Annotated in this window: 14 protein-coding genes; 4 read left to right on the top strand and 10 right to left on the bottom strand. The window is 72.1% G+C overall.

Annotation, left to right across the window (positions count from 1 at the left end; genetic code table 11):
* Positions 1–9: 9 nt before the first annotated feature.
* From puuE to D3273_RS06145, 7 genes are all read right to left on the bottom strand, one after another.
* Positions 10–1,434: an allantoinase PuuE gene (puuE, locus tag D3273_RS06175; RefSeq protein WP_129224563.1), complete on the bottom strand. Its 1,425-nt coding sequence runs from the start codon at positions 1,432–1,434 to the stop codon at positions 10–12.
* Positions 1,434–1,781 carry a hydroxyisourate hydrolase gene (uraH, locus tag D3273_RS06170; RefSeq protein WP_129224561.1) on the bottom strand — a complete coding sequence of 116 codons (348 nt, stop codon included), beginning with the start codon at positions 1,779–1,781 and terminating at the stop codon, positions 1,434–1,436. Before uraH ends, puuE begins: the two co-directional genes overlap by 1 nt.
* 92 nt (positions 1,782–1,873) lie before the next feature.
* A complete protein-coding gene (gene cynS / locus D3273_RS06165) occupies positions 1,874–2,362 on the bottom strand; it encodes a cyanase (RefSeq protein WP_129224559.1) in 489 nt (162 codons plus the stop codon).
* 185 nt (positions 2,363–2,547) lie between these two features.
* Positions 2,548–3,894, bottom strand: coding sequence for an acetyl-CoA carboxylase biotin carboxylase subunit (accC, locus tag D3273_RS06160; RefSeq protein ID WP_129224558.1), 1,347 nt, complete (start codon positions 3,892–3,894; stop codon positions 2,548–2,550).
* An 8-nt stretch (positions 3,895–3,902) separates the two neighbouring features.
* Entirely contained in the window at positions 3,903–4,424 is a 522-nt protein-coding gene (gene accB, locus D3273_RS06155) for an acetyl-CoA carboxylase biotin carboxyl carrier protein (RefSeq protein WP_129224625.1), read from the bottom strand.
* Positions 4,425–4,564: 140 nt separating this feature from the next.
* The gene (locus D3273_RS06150) at positions 4,565–5,362 is read right to left on the bottom strand and encodes a DsbA family protein (RefSeq protein WP_129224556.1); all 798 of its coding nucleotides are present in this window, start codon (positions 5,360–5,362) and stop codon (positions 4,565–4,567) included.
* Positions 5,363–5,512: 150 nt separating this feature from the next.
* Positions 5,513–8,974 (bottom strand): Rne/Rng family ribonuclease, encoded by a 3,462-nt coding sequence (locus tag D3273_RS06145; protein WP_129224554.1) that lies wholly within the window; start codon positions 8,972–8,974, stop codon positions 5,513–5,515.
* Between the two features lie 703 nt (positions 8,975–9,677).
* Between D3273_RS06145 and D3273_RS06140 the strand changes: the two genes are divergently transcribed.
* Positions 9,678–11,006 (top strand): N-acetylmuramoyl-L-alanine amidase, encoded by a 1,329-nt coding sequence (locus D3273_RS06140; protein ID WP_129224552.1) that lies wholly within the window; start codon positions 9,678–9,680, stop codon positions 11,004–11,006.
* Between the two features lie 224 nt (positions 11,007–11,230).
* Positions 11,231–13,663 (top strand): penicillin-binding protein 1A, encoded by a 2,433-nt coding sequence (locus D3273_RS06135; RefSeq protein WP_129224550.1) that lies wholly within the window; start codon positions 11,231–11,233, stop codon positions 13,661–13,663.
* 213 nt (positions 13,664–13,876) lie between these two features.
* Here the strand turns inward: D3273_RS06135 and D3273_RS06130 are convergent, their stop codons facing one another.
* Complete coding sequence (locus tag D3273_RS06130; protein WP_129224548.1) at positions 13,877–15,448, bottom strand: Na+/H+ antiporter; 1,572 nt, start codon at positions 15,446–15,448, stop codon at positions 13,877–13,879.
* Positions 15,449–15,639: 191 nt separating this feature from the next.
* On the opposite strand from D3273_RS06130, the gene D3273_RS06125 reads away from it, so the two are divergent.
* Together D3273_RS06125 and D3273_RS06120 are read left to right on the top strand one after the other, a co-directional pair.
* A complete protein-coding gene (locus tag D3273_RS06125; RefSeq protein WP_129224546.1) occupies positions 15,640–17,409 on the top strand; it encodes an SLC13 family permease in 1,770 nt (589 codons plus the stop codon).
* Positions 17,406–17,975: a DUF533 domain-containing protein gene (locus tag D3273_RS06120; protein ID WP_129224544.1), complete on the top strand. Its 570-nt coding sequence runs from the start codon at positions 17,406–17,408 to the stop codon at positions 17,973–17,975. Before D3273_RS06125 ends, D3273_RS06120 begins: the two co-directional genes overlap by 4 nt.
* Positions 17,976–18,006: 31 nt before the next feature.
* On the opposite strand, the gene D3273_RS06115 is transcribed toward D3273_RS06120, so the two are convergent.
* Positions 18,007–19,221: a lanthionine synthetase C family protein gene (locus tag D3273_RS06115; RefSeq protein ID WP_245501023.1), complete on the bottom strand. Its 1,215-nt coding sequence runs from the start codon at positions 19,219–19,221 to the stop codon at positions 18,007–18,009.
* 200 nt (positions 19,222–19,421) lie between these two features.
* Positions 19,422–19,847 (bottom strand): CBS domain-containing protein, encoded by a 426-nt coding sequence (locus tag D3273_RS06110; RefSeq protein ID WP_207210703.1) that lies wholly within the window; start codon positions 19,845–19,847, stop codon positions 19,422–19,424.
* Between the last annotated feature and the right edge of the window lie 5 nt (positions 19,848–19,852).

The raw sequence follows: 19,852 nt of genomic DNA, 5'->3' as shown, positions 1-19,852 counted from the left end.
TTTGGGATCCTATCCCGTCGCGGGCAGGCGGTCCCTCAACCTGAGGAGCGCGATGCGCTCCACTTCGAGGACGGCGCGGTTGAACTCCTCGCCCGCCTCGTTCTCCAGCCGTTCCTCGAAGGCGGACATGACGTCGTCCGCCTTCCGGCCCTTCACCGCCATGATGAAGGGAAACCCGAAGCGCTCGCGGTAGCGCCGATTGAGGTCCGTGAAGCGCGCGAGGTCGACGGCGCTCAAGCGGTCGAGCCCGGCACCGGCCTGTTCCCCCGTCGAGTCCGGCGTCAGCCCTTTCGCCAGCGCCAGGCGGCCGGCGAGATCGGGATGCGCGTCGAGCAGGGCGCGCTGGGCGTCGCGCGGCAGGGTGCGCAGCGCTCCGACCATCGCGGCGTGGAGCCCATCGGCCGTGTCCTGGGTCGCCCCGAGCCCGGCGCGGTGAGCTCGCCGGGCGATCTCCGGCGTGTGCTCGAAGACGTCCCCGAACACGTCCACGAACAACGCTTCGCCCATGCGGCTCGGGCGATAGCCACCGGCGGGCGGATGCGTGCGGATCCAATGACGGGCGATGTCGACGCGCCGCGCCAGCCACACCCGGTCGTGCGCGCGCACGTAGTCGAGGAAGCGCCCCAGGGCGGCGGCCCGGCCCGGCCGCCCCACGAGGCGGCAGTGCAGCCCCACGGACATCATCCTGGGCGCAGTCGCCCCTTCGGCGTAGAGCGTGTCGAAGCTGTCCTTCAGGTAGGCGAAGAACTGGTCGCCGCTGTTGAAGCCCTGGGGCGTCGCGAAGCGCATGTCGTTGGCGTCGAGCGTGTAGGGGACCACGAGCTGCGGCCCCGGCGCGCCCTCGATCCAATAGGGCAGCTCGTCCGCGTAAGCGTCAGACAGGTAGAGGAAACCGCCTTCCTCGCAGCCGAGCCCCAGCGTGTTGATCGAGGTCCGGCCCTGGTACAGCCCCAGCGGCCGCTCGCCGGTCAGCTCCGTGTGGATCCGCACGGCTTCGTCGATATCGGCACGCTCGGCTTCCGGGGCGTGGTCGCGGTAGTCGATCCATTTCAGGCCGTGGGACGCGATCTCCCACCCGGCACGCTGCATCGATTCGACGATGCCCGGGTAGCGCCCGAGGGCCGACGCCACGGCGTAGACGGTGACGGGAATGTCTCGTTCCGTGAACATGCGGTGCAGGCGCCAGTAGCCGGCGCGGGACCCGTATTCGTAGATCGACTCCATGTTGGCGTGGCGCTGGCCCGGCCAGGGCTGGGCACCGACGATCTCGGACAGGAAGGCTTCCGACGCGGCGTCGCCGTGCAGCACGTTGTTCTCGCCGCCCTCCTCGTAGTTGATGACGAACTGCACGCAGATGCGCGCGTCGCCGGGCCAGCGCGGGTGCGGGGGGTGCTCGCCGTAGCCGACGAGGTCGCGCGGGTAGCCGTCTGCCATCAGGATCCCCGGTAGGTGGAGTAGCTCCAGGGCGAGACGAGGAGCGGGACGTGATAGTGGCCGTCCGCCTCCGACAGCGTGAAGCGGAGCGGCACGCTGTCGAGGAAGGGCGCGCCGGGCGCGATGGCCTCGAAATACGCCCCCACCGAGAAGGTCAGCTCGTAGGTGCCGGGCGCGAAGGCGTCGCCGGCCAGGAGCGGCGCGTCGGTGCGGCCGTCGCGGTTGGTGACGGCGTCGGCCAGCGGCATGCGGGCGCCGTCGTCGGCGATGCGGTGCAGCGCGACCGGGATGCCGGCCGCGGGACGGCCCCGCGCCGTGTCGAGAACATGCGTGGACAATCGTCCCATGGCGTCGCGGCCTCGTCGGCGCCGGGACGGCCCCGGCGCCGCGACGATAAAGAACGGGGCGCGGCCTGAGAAGGGCGGCCGCGCCGCGTCGATCACGGCTCCTTGAAGCCGTAGTCCGGCACGCCGTCCTCGTTGCCGTAGTATTTGTAGGGCAGGAACTTGCCCGACATGCCGAGCTTCACTCGGTCGCCCTTGTTGTTGGGCTCGCGCTCCATGGTCATGTTGAAGTCGATGGCCGACATGATGCCGTCGCCGAACTCTTCCTGGATCAGCTCCTTGAAGGTCGTGCCGTAGACCATCACGAGTTCGTAGAGGCGGTAGATCAGGGGGTCGGTCGGCGGCATGCTGGGGATGGAGCCGCGGTAGGGCGGCTCGTTCAGCATGCGCTCCTCGGACAGGGTGAGGCCGAACAGCTCGGCCGCCTTGCGGGCCTGGGCCTTGGGCAACTTCATCTGCCCCATGCAGGCGGCGGTGATGAGGATGGGCGACAGGCCGCCGATCTCGTCCTGGATGTGCTTCCAGGTCCAGCCCTTCTCGCGCTTGATGTCGAGCAGCTTCTCGGTCAGGTCTTCGCGCTTCACGGTGTTCTCCCCTTGCGATGGCTCGGCACCCGGAAGCCGCCGGCTTCCGGGATCCTGCGGGCGGAACCCGGAGGACGCGTTCCGTCGCGTCGAGCGAAACCCATGCCACGCCGCGCGCCCGCGGGCACCGGTCGCGGGGCGGTCCGGCCCGGTCGTCCACAGCCCAGGGGCGTGGAGACCGGGGATCACCCGTTCTGGGCGGCGAGGAAATGCTCCAGCCAGTGGATATCGTAGTCGCCGTTCTGGACGTCCGTGTTGCGCACCAGCGTGCGAAACAGCGGCAGCGTGGTGTCGATGCCGTCGACGATGAACTCGTCGAGCGAACGCCGCAGCCGCATCAGCGCTTCCGTCCGGGTCCGGCCGTGGACGATCAGCTTGCCGACGAGCGAATCGTAGTTCGGCGGGATCGTGTAGCCCTGGTAGGCGGCGGAATCGACCCGCACCCCCAGCCCGCCCGGCGGGTGGAAGTAGCTGATCCGCCCCGGCGAGGGCCTGAACGTGTCCGGGTGCTCGGCATTCACGCGGCACTCGATGGCGTGGCCGTCGAGCCGCACGTCCGCCTGGCTCAACGTGAGGGGCGAGCCCGCCGCGATGCGGATCTGCTCGTTGACGAGGTCGATCCCGGTGATCATCTCGGTGACGGGATGCTCGACCTGGATGCGGGTGTTCATCTCGATGAAGTAGAAGTTCCCGTCCTCGTACAGGAACTCGATCGTCCCCACCCCGCGGTAGCCGAGCTTGCGCATCGCCGCCGCGCAGGTTTCGCCGATCTCGGCGCGCTGGGCGGCGTTGAGCGCCGGCGAGGGACCTTCCTCCCACACCTTCTGGTGGCGGCGCTGCAGCGAGCAGTCGCGCTCGCCGAGGTGGATGGCGTTGCCCTGGCCGTCGCCGAGGATCTGGATCTCGATGTGGCGCGGCTTCTCGAGGTATTTCTCGATGTAGACGGCATCGTCTCCGAAGGCCGCCTTGGCCTCGGAGCGCGCTGTGCCGAGCGCGTCCGACAGGTCGGCCTCGGTGCGGGCCACCTTCATGCCGCGCCCGCCGCCGCCCGCCGCCGCCTTGACGATGACCGGGAAGCCGATCTCGGCGGCGACGGCCTGCGCCGTCTCGTCGTCGGTGATGCCGCCGTCCGAGCCCGGCACGCAGGGGATGCCGAGGGCGCGCGCGGTGCGCTTCGCCTCGATCTTGTCGCCCATCGTGCGGATGTGCTCGGCCTTCGGGCCGATGAAGGCGATGTCGTGGTCCTGCAGGATCTCGGCGAAGCGGGCGTTCTCGCTGAGGAAGCCGTAGCCGGGGTGGATGGCGTCGGCGCCGGTGATCTCGCAGGCGGACAGGAGGGCGGGGATGTTGAGGTAGCTGTCGCGGGCCGGGGGCGGCCCGATGCACACGCTCTCGTCGGCGAGGCGCACGTGCATGGCGTCCGCGTCGGCGGTCGAGTGCACCGCCACGGTGGCGATGCCGAGCTCCTTCGCGGCCCGCAGGACGCGCAGCGCGATCTCGCCCCGGTTGGCGATGAGGATCTTGTCGAACATGGGCCGCGTCATTCGATCACGAGCAGCGGCTGCCCGTATTCGACCGGCTGCCCGTCCTCCACCAGCACCGCGGAAACGGTGCCGGCCCGCGGCGCCACGATCTCGTTGAAGGTCTTCATGGCCTCGACGAGCAGGATCTTCTCGCCGGCCTTCACGGCGCTGCCCACCTCGACGAAGGGTTTCGCGTCGGGGCTCGCCCGGCGATAAACGGTGCCCACCATGGGCGACTTCACCGCGCCGGGGTGGTCGGCGGCGGGAGCCTCGGGAGCCGAGGCGGCCGGGAAGGACGCCGGCGCGGGCGCGGCGGACACCATCACGGGCTGCTGCATGTGCGGCGCGTAGGTCACGGCCGTGTGGCGCACGAGCTTGATGCGAAGGTCGCCCTTCTCGATCTCCATCTCGGCCAGGTCGCTGTCGGACAGCAGCGTGGCGAGCGTGCGGACCAGGTCGGGGTCGATGGCGGTCGGGCCGGTGCCGGCGGGCGTCGGTTTGGTCCCCTTGGGGCGCGTCCGCAGGCCGTTTCGGATCATGGGCATAAAGGTCTTCTGATGGGGGTGGGCGGGCCGCCTGCGGAGCCCCGCGAGGATGGAAGGACGCCGGGGGCGGAAGCCCCGGCGCGCGTCACGTCCTCATAATGAATGATCGGCCACAAAGCCAACCGGTGCCGCGGTCAGGAGCAGACGGCCTTGCCGCACTTCAGGACGCTGTCGACGCGGCTCTTCAGCTCGTCGTAGCCGACGGCACCGACCACGACGTCGTGGCCGACCACGAAGGACGGGGTGCCGGTGAGGGCCAGGGCGTCGGCGAGCTGCATGGTGCCCTGGATCGAGCTCTTGACCTCGGGGCTCGCCGCGTCCTTCGCCAGCTGGTCCATGTTGGCGCCCATGTCCTTGGCGACGGCCAGCGCCTGCGCCTTGCCGACGGGACCGTGCTGGCCGCCGAGCAGCTTCTGGTGGAACTGCCAGAACTGCTCGCCCTTGAATTGGTTGCGCGCCGCACCGGCCACGTAGGCGGCTTCGACGGAGCCCGGGCCGAGCACGGGGAAGTCCTTCAGCACGAGCTTCATGTCGGGCTCGGTCTTCATCAGCTTGGCGATGTCGTCGAGCGAGCGTTTGCAGTAGCCGCAGTTGTAATCGAAAAACTCGACGAGCGTGACCTTGCCCTTGGGGTTTCCGAGCACGACGTCGCCCGGACCGCCGAACAGCTGGCCCGCATTGCCGTCGACCACCTGGGAGCGCTTCGCTTCCTCCTGCGACTTCTGGCGGCGCTCCAGCTCCGCCATCGCGTCCTGCAGCACCTCCGGGTTCTGCAACAGGTAGTCGCGGATCACGCCGCCCATCTCGGCCTTCTGGGCCGGGGTGAACTCGGCCGCCGCGGCCGGACCGGTGCCGAGGACGCCGGCGACCAGCAGGCCCAGTCCCGCGAGCGCGGAGCGGATCGCCGGGATCGGCCGGCTTCGAGCTTCCATCATTCTCGTCCCTTCAGGTGCCGCGCGGGCGACAGGCCCGGATGATTCGCTCACGTCCATGATGCGCCGATGCGGCCTTTCCAAGGCTCGCCGCCGCGATCCGCCGCGAGCCCGCCGCGCGGGGAGGTGCTCCCCGCGCGGCGGCTCCGGTCATGCGCCGAAGGACGACTTGGCCCGCTGCCACCAGCCCGAGCGCTTCGGCTGGTCCGGCTGCGGCTCGGCGGAGGCGGCATCGGGCGCGGCATCGGCGGCGGTCGCGAGGGTGTCGACCGTCGATTCCGCCGGCGCCGCGGTCACGGCCGCGTCGTCCGCCGGAGCGTGGTGCTCGACCGTGTCGGCTCCGACGTCCCGGTCCGCGGACGGGCGGGCCCCCACGGGCTCCTCCTCGCGCGCGGCTTCGACGGCGGGCGTCGCCTCGACCTCGGCATCCCGGGCGCGGGACGGGCGCCTGCGCCGCTTCGGCGCCTCCTCGACGGTCGCCTCGGGCTCGGCGGCCGGGGCCGCCTCGTCCTCGACGCGCACGGCGGTGCGGCGCGAGCGCCGGCGCTTCGGCGCTTCCTCGACCACGGGCGCTTCGGCCTCGACGGGCGACGCGGGGCTTTCGACCGGGACCGCATCCGGCACCGCCGCGTCGACGCGGGCGGTGTCCGCCGTCGCCGCCTCGGCCGGGACGGCGTCGTCGGCGAGGCCGACGGTCGCCTCCGCGTCCACGGCGTCGGTCCCGTCCGGTTCGGCCGAGAAGCCGATGGCCGGCAGGGGCTCCGGCGCCACGTCGCCGTCGATCTCCGCCGCTGCGGCCAAGCCCTCGTCGGACGGCTGGGCGGCGTCGCCCGACACCTCGCCCGCGTCGTCCCGGTCCCGCCCGCGGCGCCGGCGGCGGCGCTTGCGGCGGCGCTCCCCGCCCTCGGCCGCGTCGGCCGAAGCGGTCTCACCGCCCTCGCTGCCGGCGTCGCTCTCGGCCTCGACCTCCTCGGCCGCCGGCTCGACGGCCTCGTCCTCGAACTCGCTGCCGGGCTCGAAGATCGGCGCGATGGAGTCGACGCGCACGAGGTCCTGCCGCGGCGCGGGCGCCTCGGCCGGGGTGGCGAGCTCGCCGCGCTCGATGGCATGGTAGACCATGCCGGTCAGCGCCGGGTCGCCCTCGACCGTGATGGTGACGCCGAACCGCTGCTCGAGCTCGACCAGCTTGGCGCGCTTCTGGTTCAGCATGTAGAGCGCCACCTCGCCGCGGCTGCGCACCACGAGGTCGTAGGCCGCGTCCTTGATCAGGGCGTCCTCGACGAGGCGCAGCACGTGGAGCGCGATCGAGGCGGTCGACCGCACCGTGCCGGCGCCGGCGCAATGCGGGCACACCACCGTCGAGCCTTCGAGCACGCCGGTGCGGATGCGCTGGCGCGACATCTCCAGCAGGCCGAAGTGGGAGATGCGGCCGATCTGGATGCGGGCCCGGTCGTTCTTCAGCGCTTCCTTGATGCGGCGCTCGACGGCGCGGTTGTTGCGGCCCTCCTCCATGTCGATGAAGTCGACCACGATGAGGCCGGCGAGGTCGCGCAGGCGCAGCTGGCGGGCCACCTCGTCGGCGGCCTCCATGTTGGTGCGCAGCGCCGTGTCCTCGATGTTATGTTCGCGCGTCGAACGGCCCGAGTTCACGTCGATGGCCACCAGCGCTTCGGTCTGGTTGATCACCAGGTAGCCGCCGGACTTCAGCGTCACATGGGCCGAGAACATCGCGTCGAGCTGCGCTTCGACGCCGGACTTGGCGAAGATCGGCTGGGGATCGCGGTATTCCTGCACGGCCTTGACGTTGCCGGGCATCAGCATGCGCATGAAGTCGCGCGCTTCGGCGAAGCCCGCCTCGCCCGACACCACGACCTCCTCGACCTCCTTCGAGTAGAGGTCGCGGATGGAGCGCTTGATCAGCGACCCTTCCTCGTAGACCAGCGTCGGCGCCGACGACTTCAGCGTCAGCTCGCGCACGGATTCCCACATCCGCAGCAGGTACTCGAAATCGCGCCGGACCTCGATCGGCGAGCGCGACGCGCCCGCGGTGCGCAGGATCACCCCCATGCCTTCCGGCACGTCGAGTTCGCCCGCGATGGCCTTGAGGCGCTTGCGGTCCTCGCCGTCGGTGATCTTGCGCGAGATGCCGCCGCCCTTGGCGGTGTTGGGCATCAGCACGGAATAGCGGCCCGCCAGGGACAGGTAGGTGGTGAGGGCCGCGCCCTTGTTGCCGCGCTCCTCCTTGACGACCTGGATCAGCAGGATCTGGCGGCGCTTGATCACCTCCTGGATCTTGTAGTGGCGGCGCAGGCGCACGGGGCGCGGCGCCACGTCGGACAGGGCGTCGCCGCCGATCTGCTCGACGTGCTCCTCCTCGTGCTCGGCACCATCCCCCTCGGGGGCGCGCGCCTCGTCGGCGTCGCGCGCTTCGGCCGGGACGACCTCCGCCTCCTCGGCGACGGGGTCGGCAGGGGCCGCGCCGCCGTCGGCCAGGTCCGACCCGACCGCCGGCTCGACGTCGGCAGCCTCGTCTTCATGGGGCGCCTCGCCGGCATGCGGCGCATCGTCGGCATGGGCTTCGGCGACGTAGCTTTCCTCGGCGGCGGCCGTCACCGTTTCGGCGGCATCCTCGGCCGGGGCTTCGGCGGCCACGACGTCGACGTCCGAGGCGGGCGGCTCGGCGCCCTGCGCTTCGACGGCGGCGATCTCGGATCGCGGCGCGCCGTCGTCCGCGGTGGTCTCGTCGGCGCCCGTGGCCGGCTCGCCCTCGGCGGTCGACACCCGCTCGTCCGCGACGGCGTCGTCGGTGCCGAGCGCGACCGCGCCGTCGTGCGCTTCGGCATCGGCGTCCAGGCGCGCGGACTCGCCGCTTTCGGCGGCGGCGTCCATCGACACGGCGGCGTCCTGGTCGACCGCGGCGGCGGTCACGACGTCGTCGGCCTCGAAGGCCGGCTCCGAGATGCTCTCGTCGGCGGGCCCGCGCCGGTCGAGGGCCGTGGCCGGGGCATTGTCGCGCCGATGGCGTCGGCTGCGACGCTGGCCGCGCTCGCCGCGGCCCTCGCGCCCGCCCCTTCCGTCACGGTCCCCGCGGCCTTCGCGGGCGGAGCGTTCGACGCTCTTCTCGCCGGCTTCCCCGTTCTCCTTGTCGGCCCGGGGCTCGCGGTCTCCGCGGCTTTCCCCGCGCCCGCTCCGGCCTTCGCCGCCGCGCCGCCCGTTGCGGTCGCCCCGGCCCTCGCCGCCGCGACCTTCGCCGCTCCGGCCTTCGTTGCTCCGGCCCTCGCCGCCGCGGCTTTCGCGGGGCTCGTCGTCCTCGTCGCGGTGGGCGCGCGCTTCCTCTTCCAGCAGCGCCTGCCGGTCCGCGAACGGGATCTGGTAATAGTCGGGATGGATTTCGGAGAAGGCCAGGAAGCCGTGGCGGTTGCCGCCGTATTCCACGAAGGCGGCCTGCAGCGAGGGTTCGACGCGGGTCACCTTGGCCAAGTAGATATTGCCGCGCAGCTGCTTCTTGCTGGCGGATTCGAAGTCGAATTCCTCGATGCGGTTACCCTTGAGCACGACGACCCGGGTTTCTTCCGGGTGCGCGGCATCGATGAGCATCTTGCTGTTGGACATGGGGGCTCTGTTCGTCAGGCGGCGCACGCGGGGGCTCGACGGGTCGACCGCAGGCGCGATGCTGGCGAGACGTCGAGGGGCGTGGAGCGGGGTGCGCGGCGGAGGGTGGGAGCGGCCTGTCGCGCGGAGGCTGAGGGCCGGATGGGGGGACACGGCAGCCGGACCGGCTCCCGATATGCGGATGCGCCGGCCGTCGCGGGCGGCGCGGGGGTCCGAACGGCGCCGGCGCGCGGCCCGCAGCCGCCCCGGCGCTCGTCGGCGCCGGGGACGGATGGTGCGGAAGCGTGACGACCCCGAAGCGGGCGGACCATGAGCGGTGACTCTCTCGGCACGGCCGACGACTGCGGCCGCGTTGCCAAGGAAGTCCGACGCGAGCCCGAAGGTTCGGAGTGCCGCCCGATCGAGCCCGGGCCGATAATCGCGCGAAGCGAATGCCCTGCGCGCGCGCCGGGCCATCGGTGTCCGAGCCGGTCCTGGAAGGCGAGCCGCCGCGAGGCGTGCCCGAGTCGGGACCTTGACATGCGAAATATAGCGCCAGCCGCGGCAGTTTGGCAAGTTGGCGGTCCACCGTCGCTTTCCGGCAACAGCGGGGTGGGAACGGCGACCCGGGCGCAACGGGCGGTTAACCATCGGGCCGCTACCGCCTATCCTCACCGACGGGCGATCCCGTCGGGCGACGGGGTGCCGGGGGGCGGGGCTGAGGATGGGGATCGATCGCCGCGCCGCGTCACTGATCGCCGCCGCCGCCCTCGCCACAGCCCCCGTGGCGCCGGCCTCGGCCTCGGTCAGGAACCCGAGCTGGCACCCGCCCATCCCAGTGTCGTCCGGCGCGGTGCCGCCGTCCGGGTCGGTGTCGTCCGGGGCGTTGCCGGCGGGCGTGCCCGTCGCGGTCGACGCCCGGGTGTCGGTGGTGGGCGGGGTCACGCGCCTCGTCGTGGACCTCGGCGCCAGGGCGGCCGTCCAGGCGGCCCTGACCGAAGCGCCGGACCGCCTCGTCCTCGACCTCCCCGAAGTCAACTTCCAGGTCGACCCGGCGGCGGGCCGGCTCGGCCCCGGGGGCGTCGGCGTGATCCGGGGATTCCGGTTCGGCCTGTTCGCGCCCGGCCGCTCCCGCATCGTCGTCGACCTCGGCGGGCCGGCCGCGCTGCGCCGCGCCGACGTCGCCAGCATCGCGGGCGGGGACGCGTCCCGCCTGACGGTCGAGCTCGTGCCGACCGACCGTGCCGCCTTCCACGCGGCGGCGCGGCGCCCGGCGCAGGACGAGGCCGCGACCGTGACCGTCACGGCGGCCCCGGCGCCGACCGCCGATCCGAGGCCCGTGGTGGTGATCGACCCCGGCCACGGCGGCGTCGACCCCGGCGCCAGCGGCGTGTCGGGCGCGGTCGAGAAGGACGTGGTGCTGCGGTTCGCCACCGTCCTGGCGGCGAAACTGTCGGCCGGCGACCGCTACCGCGTGGTGATGACGCGCCGCGACGACAGCTTCGTGTCGCTGAGCGACCGGGTCCGCGTCGCGCGCGATTCGGACGCGGCGCTGTTCATCTCGGTCCATGCCGACACGCTGTCGGACGGCAGCGTGTCGGGCGCCACCGTCTACACGGCTTCCGACGGGGCGAGCGACGCCGAAGCGGCTCGCGTCGCCGCGACCGAGAATCAGAGCGATGCCGCGGCGGGGCTCGACGAGGCGCCGAAGGCTTCCGCCGACGTGTCCGACATCCTCTTCGACCTGACGCGGCGCGAAACCCGCAGCTACGCGCACCGGTTTCAACGCACGCTGGCGGGCTACTGGGCCAAGATCGCGCGCTTGAACCACAACCCCGAACGCTCGGCCGGCTTCAAGGTGCTGCAGGCGCCGGACGTGCCGTCGGTGCTGCTGGAACTCGGCTACCTGTCGAGCGGGCAGGACGTGAGGTCGCTCGAATCGCCGGACTGGCGCGCCAAGGCGGCCGACGGCGTGTCGGCGTCGGTGGACGCCTTCTTCGCCGGGCGCGAGGCCCCGGCCCCGGTGCCGCCCGGCGCGGCGGCGATGCGGTGATGGCCCCGCGGCGACGCCCCTTCGTTGTGGCGTGGGCGACACAGGTGTGAAGGAAGCCTGAAACCCGCGCGCCCAATCGAGGGCTCGGGCCGGGGTGGTCGTATTCGGACCACAAAACAGCCGCAGCATCTTCTCATCGGATCGGGTAATCCACCGCCGTGGCGACAGCCGTGCCCCGGCCGCCGCCCCGATGTTCAGAGCTTTCGCTCGCGAGGCGTTACCCGATGCGGCATGTCGCCAGGTTCTTCGGTTTCCTGTTCGCCACCGGCGCGCTGGTGTTCGTCGTGCTCGCCTGCGTGGCGGCCGGCACCGTTTGGAAGTTCGAGAAGGACCTGCCGGACTACACCCAGCTGAAGAACTACGAGCCGGCCGTGATGACCCGCGTGCAGGCGGGCGACGGCAGCCTGCTCGCCGAGTTCGCCCACGAGCGCCGGCTGTACCTCCCCTCGGCGGCCATCCCGCCGCTGGTGAAGGAGGCCTTCATCTCGGCCGAGGACAAGAACTTCTACACCCACAACGGCGTCGACCCCGAGGGCATCCTGCGCGCGCTCGGCGTCCTGGTGCAGGGCAGCAAGCGCGCCCAGGGCGCCTCCACCATCACCCAGCAGGTCGCCAAGAACTTCTTCCTGACCAGCGAGCGGAGCTTCAGCCGCAAGATCCGCGAAGCGCTGCTGGCGCTGCGCATCGAGCAGACCTATCCTAAGGAAAAGATCCTCGAACTGTACCTGAACGAGATCTATCTCGGCCTCGGCAACTACGGGATCGCGGCGGCGGCGCTGAACTACTTCGATAAATCCGTCAACGAGCTGTCGATCTCCGAGGTGGCCTACCTCGCCGGCCTGCCCAAGGGCCCCAACAACTACCAGCCGTTCCTGCATCGCGAGGCCGCCATCGATCGCCGCAACTACGTGTTGTCGCGCATGGCGGAGAACGGGTACATCACCCGGGCGGACGCCGACAAGGCAAGGGCGGAGCCGCTCGGCATCAACCCGCGCGTGCTCACGCCCAACACCTACGCGGCCGGCTATTTCGCCGAGGAGGTGCGCCGCGAGCTGCTCGAGCGCTACGGCGACAAGAAGCTCTACGAGGGCGGCCTGTCCGTCCGCACCACGCTCGACCCGAAGATGCAGGTCATGGCCCGCAAGGCCCTGGTCGACGGCCTCGTGCGCTACGACGAGGCCCATGGGTTCCGCGGCGCGGTCCGCCACATCGACCTCACGGGCGACTGGGGCCCGTCCCTGGCCGCCATCCCGGTCCTCGGCGACGTCCAGCCATGGCGCCTCGCCGTGGTGCTCGACGGCAGCGACGCGGCCGTCCGGATCGGCCTGCAGCCGGGCCGCGACAAGGGCGGCGAGGTGGTCATGGACCGCGACACCGGCACGCTCAACCTCGACGGCATCAAGTGGACCGGCAAGCGCTCGATCCGCTCGATCCTGACGCCGGGCGACGTCGTCTACGTGGCGCCGGCCGAGGGCAAGGCCGGCCAATGGCGGCTGCAGCAGGTGCCGGAAATCTCCGGCGCGCTCGTCGCCATGGATCCCTACACGGGCCGCGTCTTCGCCATGGTGGGCGGGTTCTCCTTCGACCAGTCCGAGTTCAACCGCGCCACCCAGGCCCAACGCCAGCCGGGGTCGTCCTTCAAGCCCTTCGTCTACGCCACCGCGCTCGACAACGGCTACACGCCTTCCTCGTCGGTGCTCGACGCCCCCATCGAGCTGCCCGGCGGCCCGGGCCAGGAGCCCTGGCGGCCGCAGAACGACGACGATGCGCCCCCCGGTCCGCACACGCTGCGCTACGGGGTCGAGCATTCGCGCAACCTGATGACGATCCGCCTCGCGAAGGACATCGGCATGCCGCTGATCGTCGAATACGCCAAGCGCTTCGGCATCTACGACGAGCTGCCGCCCTACCTGCCCATGTCGCTCGGCGCGGGCGAAACCACCGTGATGCGCATGGTGACGGCCTATTCGATGCTGGCCAACGGCGGCAAGCGCATCAAGCCGACCCTGATCGACCGCATCCAGGACCGCTGGGGCGACTCGATCTACCGCCACGACGAGCGAAGCTGCGAGGGCTGCGACGCCCAAACCTGGACCGACCAGGCCGAGCCCAAGCTGGTCGACAAGCGCGAGCAGGTCATCGACCCCATGACGGCCTACCAGGTCACCTCGATCCTGCAGGGCGTCATCACCCGGGGCACCGGCTCGGCCATCAAGGTGCTGAACCGCAACCTCGCGGGCAAGACCGGCACCACCAACGACGCCAAGGACGTGTGGTTCGTCGGCTACTCGTCCGACCTGACCGTGGGGCTGTACCTCGGCTACGACCAGCCGCGCTCGCTCGGCGCCACCGCCTTCGCGGCCGAATATGCCGCGCCGGTGTTCCGCGACTTCATGGCGGCGGCGCTGAAGGACAAGCCCGACGTGCCGTTCCGCGCGCCGCTGAACATCAAGCTGATCCAGGTCGACTATCGCTCGGGCATGCGGTCGAACGGCAAGGACGCCATCATCGAAGCCTTCAAGCCCGGGACGGCGCCGCCGGACAGCTATTCGGTCATTGACGGCAGCGCGGGCCGCACGGCGTCGCGCGGCGAAACCTCCGCCCCCTCCGCCCCGGCGGAACGCTCCGCCAGCGACGGCACCGGCGGCCTCTACTGACCGGGTCCGCCGGAAGCCGCGGGCTTTCGGCGGGCTCCCTGGGGGACATGGGCGCGCGCCGCCCTGCCGTGGGCCGGCGCGCGATCCCGAGCAACGGCCCTGCCGCGGGCCGTCGCGCCTGTGCCGGTCCGGATGCCCGCGGCTCGCGGATGCGATGACGGGCACCGCGGGCGCCGAGGCAGCGCGGAAGGCCCGGCGTCCTCCGGCCGCCGATCAGCCTCGGTTTTCGTCGCCGCCGAGCGCGCGGCGGAGGCGCCCCTCGTCGAAATCGAACTCTTCTTCCAGCGACTGCAGCAGCTCGCCGTCGATGGTGCCGGCGCGGTCGAGCACGGCGCGGCGCGCCGCGTGGGCGGCCGAGAGTTCCAGCTGCAGGCGCGCTTCGCGCCGCTTCGCCGCCAGGCCGTGCCCGGCGATCATCGCTTCGGCGTTGTCGCGCTGCTGGCGGTAGTGCCGCAGCATGTCGGCGTCCGGCAGGCCCAGGACGCGGCCGTTGTAGAGGCGGTGCTCGATGGTGCGCAGCGCCGCCGCGGCCGCCTCGTGGCGCACGCGCGCTTCCGGGCTGACGCCTTCCTCGGCCGGGCCTTCCACCACGCCGAGCCGCCGGATGACCCAGCCCAGCGTCGTCCCCTGGAGCACCAGCGTCACCAGGATGGCGCAGAAGGCCAGGAAGATGATGAGGTCGCGCCCGGGGAACTCGACGGGCAGCGCCAGCGCGGCCGCGAGGCTCACCACACCGCGCATCCCCGCCCAGGAGATCACGGCGAGGTGGCTGGGCCGAAGCGTCGCCCGCTTGAACCCGAGCGCCCGGGGGATGCCCGACGTGCCGTAGACCCACACGAACCGGCTGGCGATGAGGGCCGCGGAGGTCGCCAGGGCCAGCACGGCCAGGTCCCGGAACCCGAAGGCGCCGAGCCGCCCCACGACGTCGCGGAGCTGCAGCCCGATCAGGATGAAGACGAGGCTCGTCAGCACGAACTCGATGAAATCCCAAACGGCCGTGGCCGCCACGCGGGTGCGCGCCGACAGGACCTCGTGCTGCCGCACCCCGGTGACGAGCCCGCAGGCCACGGCGGCGAGCACGCCCGACAGCCCGAAGGCTTCGGCGCCGAAATAGCCCGCGAAGCCGGCCAGCACGCCGGCCGAAATCTCGAGCAGCGTGTCCTCCAGGGCCATCGTCGCCATGATGGCGAGGCGGCCCACCGCGTAGCCGATGGCGGTGCCGCCCAGCGCGGACAGGACGAAGGAGGAGCCCGCTTCGCCGAAGGACACCGAGCCCGCCGCCGTGGCGGCGATAGCGGCGCGGTACAGGATCAGCGAGGACGCGTCGTTGAGCAGGCTTTCGCCTTCGAGGATGGTGACGAGCCGGCGCGGGATGCGGGTGGTCTTCAGCACCGCCGAGGCCGCGACGGCGTCGGGCGGCGCCACGATGGCGCCCAGCGCCACGCAGGCCGCCCAGGGCAGTTCGGGCGCGAGCCACTTCGTCACCGCCGCGACCGCGGCGGCCGTGAACACGACGGCGCCGAGCGCCAGCAGGAGGATCGGCCGCAGCGCCGAGCGGAACGCCGTCCAATCGGTGCGGTAGGCGCTGACCTGGAGCAGCGGCGGCAGAAAAAATGCGAGCGCGATGTGGGGATCGAGTTCGACTCGGGGTACGTTGGGCACGAAGGCCAGCGCCATGCCGCCCAGCACCAGGGCGACCGCCGCCGGCATGCGGGCGTGCCGGGCCGCGTAAGCCAGGGCCACGCTGGCCGCCAGCAGACCGATGAGCACCTCGACGAATTCCATGCCGCTTTCCCACAATCCACCACCGCACCCAACGCCGAGCCCCCGCCAGATGAACGGTCCCGATCGACATATTTCCGCCCCGATGCGACGGCGCCGCACCGCGTGAGGAACGTCGACCCGATGGCGTCGCCGCGCCGCGCCGCGCGTCCCCGCCCGATGCCGCGGCCGGCACCCCCCGTCCGGTGGGCGCCGTGACCCACGACCAGTCCGCCATCCTGGCCGTCTGCGCGGTGGCCATGCTGCTCTTCGCCTGGGGACGTTGGCGCTTCGACCTCGTGGGCCTGCTGTCCCTGGTCGCCGCCGTGCTGCTCGGCGCCGTGCCGGCCGACGGGGCCTTCGCGGGCTTCGCCGATCCGGCGGTCGCCGCCATCGCCGCCGTGCTGGTGATCAGCGCCGCCGTGCGGGACTCCGGCCTGCTCGACGCGCCCCGCCCCGCCTTCGCGCTGCTGCCGCGCTGGACCGGGCTGGAGGTGGGCGTCATCGGCGGCGTCGCGGCGGCGCTGTCGGCGGTGATGAACAACTTCGACGCCTATGCGGCGATGCTGCCCGCCGCCCGCGCGACGGTGCGCCGCAGCCGCCGCTCGCCCGCCCCGCTCGTCGCCGCCATCGGCGCCGCGTCGCTGCTGGGCGGCCTCGTGACGGCGATCGGCACGCCGCCGAACCTGCTCGCGTCGAGCCTGCGGCGCGACGTCGTAGGGGCGCCCTTCGGGGTGTTCGACTTCGCGCCCGTCGGCGCCGCAGTCGCGGTGGCGGGCGTGCTGTTCCTCGCGGTCGCGTGGCGGCTCCTGCCGGGCGAGCAGCGCCGCGAGCGCGACGAGGAAACCTCGCTCGCCGGCGACAGCTACACCAGCGAGGTCGCGGTGCCGGCGGGGTCGCCGCTCGTCGGCCAGACCGTGGCGGCGCTGCGCGCGCGCGCGGACCGCACCGTCGCGGTGGCGGCCATCATCCGGGAAGGCTACCGCCGCATCGTGCCCCGCCGCGATTTCGAGATCGCGGCCGGCGACGTGCTGGTGCTGAACTGCGAGCCGGATGCCCTGCAGGCCCTGATGGAGCGGGCGGGGTCGCTCATCGTGGGCGGCGGCACGGCCGGGCTCGACCCCGACCGCATCGGCGTCGTGGAAGCGGTTGTGACGCCCACCTCGGAGCTGGTCGGCCGCTCGCCCGGGGAAGCGGGGCTCGACGAGCGCCACCGCATGGGCCTGCTCGCCATCGGCCGGCGCGGCGGCGCCATCGTGGCGCGCCTGCGCCGGACCAAGCTGCGCGCCGGCGACGTCCTGGTGCTGCAGGGCGAGCTCGACGCCATGGCGCCGACCCTGTCGACGCTGGGCTGCCTGACCCTCGCCGAGCGCCGCCTCCGGCTCGGCCGCCGCCGCCTCGTCGCCGTGCCGGCGTTGCTGCTCGCGGGCGCCCTGGCGCTGGCCGCCCTGGGGGCGCTGCCGCTCGCCGTCGCGCTGCTCTGCGCCGTGGCGGCGCTGGTGGGAGCGCGGGTCTTCACCATGGCGGAGGTTTACGGCAGCGTGGCCTGGCCGATGGTGGTGCTGTTCGGCACGCTGCTGCCGATCAGTGCGGCACTGCGCCGGTCGGGGGCCGCCGACATGCTGGCGGGCCACCTCGCCGCGCTGGCCCAGACCGTGCCGGCGGGCTGGACCGTGGGCCTCACGCTGGCGGTGGCGCTGCTGGCCTCGCCGGCGATCAACGGCGCCGCGACCGTGCTGATGCTGGGCCCTGTCGCGGCCGCACTGGCGGGGCGGCTCGGCGTCTCCGCCGATCCCTACCTGATGGCCGTCGCGGTCGGGGCGTCCTGCGATTTCTTCAGCCCGATCGGCTCCCGCGCCAACATCCTGTCGCTGGGGGCCGATCGCCATGCGCCGCGGCCGCCCCGGCGGCTCGGCTTCGCCCTGATGCTGGTCGTGGCCGTGGTCGGCACGGCGTCGATCCTGACGGTGTGGCCCCTGCGATGAGCGCCTTCATCGACCTCCTCGCCGCGGCGGCGCGCCGCCTCGGCCTCGCCGCGGCCCAGCCCGCCGCCTCGGCCGAAGCGGACACCGAAGCCGGGCTCGGCGACGCGCCGCTCGACGTGCTGGCGTCGAAGCTCGCCTACAGCCACCTCCGCAACCGGCAGCAGCTGCTCGGGCCGCCGCCGACGACGCTGGGCCACCTGGACCAGAACCAGGCGGAGCTGCTGATCCGCGCCGCGGTGGCGGCCGCCATGGCGGACGGGCACCTCGACGACAACGAGGAGCGCATGCTGCGCTCGGCCCTGTCGACGCTGGAATCCCAGGCTGGCGAGGGCGGCTTCATCACCGCCGCGATCAAGAAACCCCTGCCGCTGGAAGTGCTGCTGCGCGACGTCCGCGACCCGCATCTCGCTTCGCTGGTCTACGCGGCCTCGCTGCTGGCGATCGACAAGCACGGCGACATCAACCGCGCCTACCTGCATTACCTCGCGACCCGGCTGCGCTTGCCCCACGCCGTGCTGGAACGCCTCCACAGCCAGTACGGCTACGCGCCGGACTCGGGCACCTGAGCGAACGGCGAGCGCGTTCCTGCCGCGGCCGTCAAAATACGTCGACCGTCGGGAACGCGGCGTTGCCCGTGATGCAGCCGCGGAGGTACAGGGCCGTGCCGATGTCCCCCGTCCACAGGGAGAACCGGCCCCGTCCCAGCGCGGATCGGCGTTCGCGCACTTGGTCGAGGGCCACCATGGCGAAGCACCGGGCGCGATCGAGCCAGAGGCGGTCGTCCGTCCGGCGATACAGCTTCAGGAATGCATATCCGTTTCCGGCCGTCCCATGGCACAGGTTCCCCCCTTTCCGCAGGGGGCCGGCTTCCCACACGTGCTCACCGCCCGCGACCAGCATGTTCTCGAAGGACGGCGTGGAAAACGGTGCATCGGCGAGGGCCGTGACGATGCCTGGCGCACCGTGGCAGTGTTGGCAGAGCTCGATCGGCCGCGAGGCCGGCAGGGACTGGGGCCAGTTGACGCCGGAGCTCGACGGCACCGCCGTCGCGGCGAGGGTTCGGGGCACGAACTCGGCGAGGCTCGCGCGCTGCCCGGCATCGAGCCAGTCCCAGCCGCGCAGGAGGGCGAGGGCGTTGCCGGCGAAGCCGTGCACGGCGCTCAGAAGGCGGAGCCGCTGCCCGTACAGATCCTGCGTCCACAGGCGCCCGTCGTCGGTGTCGTCCAACTCGGCCAACAGCCGTGTCGCCTGCGCCCTGAACCGGTGTTCGAACCTCGCGTCCTCCGTCATGGTCCGCATCGACACGCAGGCCAGCATGGAGCCTGCCAGCCCCCACATCAGCTCGACCGTCGGCAGAGACTCGTTCGCGGCGATGCGGGCGTGAATGGTCTCCGCGAGCTCCTCGCTCGGCGCGACGCGCATCCGGGCGAGCAGGATGCCGAGGTCGCCGAACAGCAGTGATGCGTGGGCGGGATAGGGGCCTTCCGCAAACCAGGGGGCGTTGCGGCGCAACGCCGTCCCGAGCAGCCCTGCGTGATCGATCCCGGCCGGAACGCGCGGCGTGCCCGCACGGCGGCGCGTGGACGGCTCTGTGGGTGCGTGCGCGACGTCACGAGGTGGCAAATCGGGGCTGCGCGGACCTTCGAACGCTGCCGTGCCGAGGCGGTGTAGTGCCCAGATCACCCCCGCGGCGCCGAAATATATCGAACCATGCCCGTCCGGCACGTCCTCATCGTCGGGGTGTGCCGGCCACAGACTGTCGGGATGCAGGTGTTCGAGAGCGTCGTCGACGATCTCCTCGATGCCGTCCATGGCTTCGTCCGCATCCCAGGCGCGATGGAGCGGGGCGAAATGGCGGTCGTCAGGCTGCGTCATGCAAGGACCCAAGGGTGGAGGGTCCGAAAGGACCGGGGACGGAAGCCGGGCATGGCGGTCGGCGTCGACCCGATCGCAGGGGCGCCCCGACCGGGCGGGCTCGCCGGCGAGGGTTCAGGCGGCGCCCGGACGAAACCTCACCCCGGTGCGCCCGACATTTCCGCCACGGCGCGCTGCACCACCCCGCTGTCGAGCAGCATGCGGCGCGACAGGTCGGACAGCGTCACGAGCCCGATCGTGCGGCCATTGAGGTCGAGCACGGGCAGGCGCCGCAGGTTGCGGGCGCCCATCAGGTTCAATGCCGTGGTGATGGAGTCTTCCTGACGGCAGGAGAAGATCGTCGTGGTCATCACCTCGCCGACCGTCACGGTCTTGTTGCTGAGCCCCTTGGCGACGACGCGGAACAGGATGTCGCGGTCGGTCAGGATACCCTGGAGGTCGTCGGCCGTGCCGACCGGCAGGGCGCCGACGCCGAGGTCGCCCATCGCCATGGCGGCCTCGGCGACCGTCGTCGCGGCATCCACGAATTCCACGTCACGCGTCATCACGTCGGCGACTTGCACGGTCC

The organism is Lichenibacterium minor (genome assembly GCF_004137685.1).
GTDB classification, from domain to species: domain Bacteria; phylum Pseudomonadota; class Alphaproteobacteria; order Rhizobiales; family Beijerinckiaceae; genus Lichenihabitans; species Lichenihabitans minor.
The sequence above is the reverse complement of the archived record's forward strand: the minus strand, read 5'-3'. Positions and strand labels throughout refer to the sequence as shown.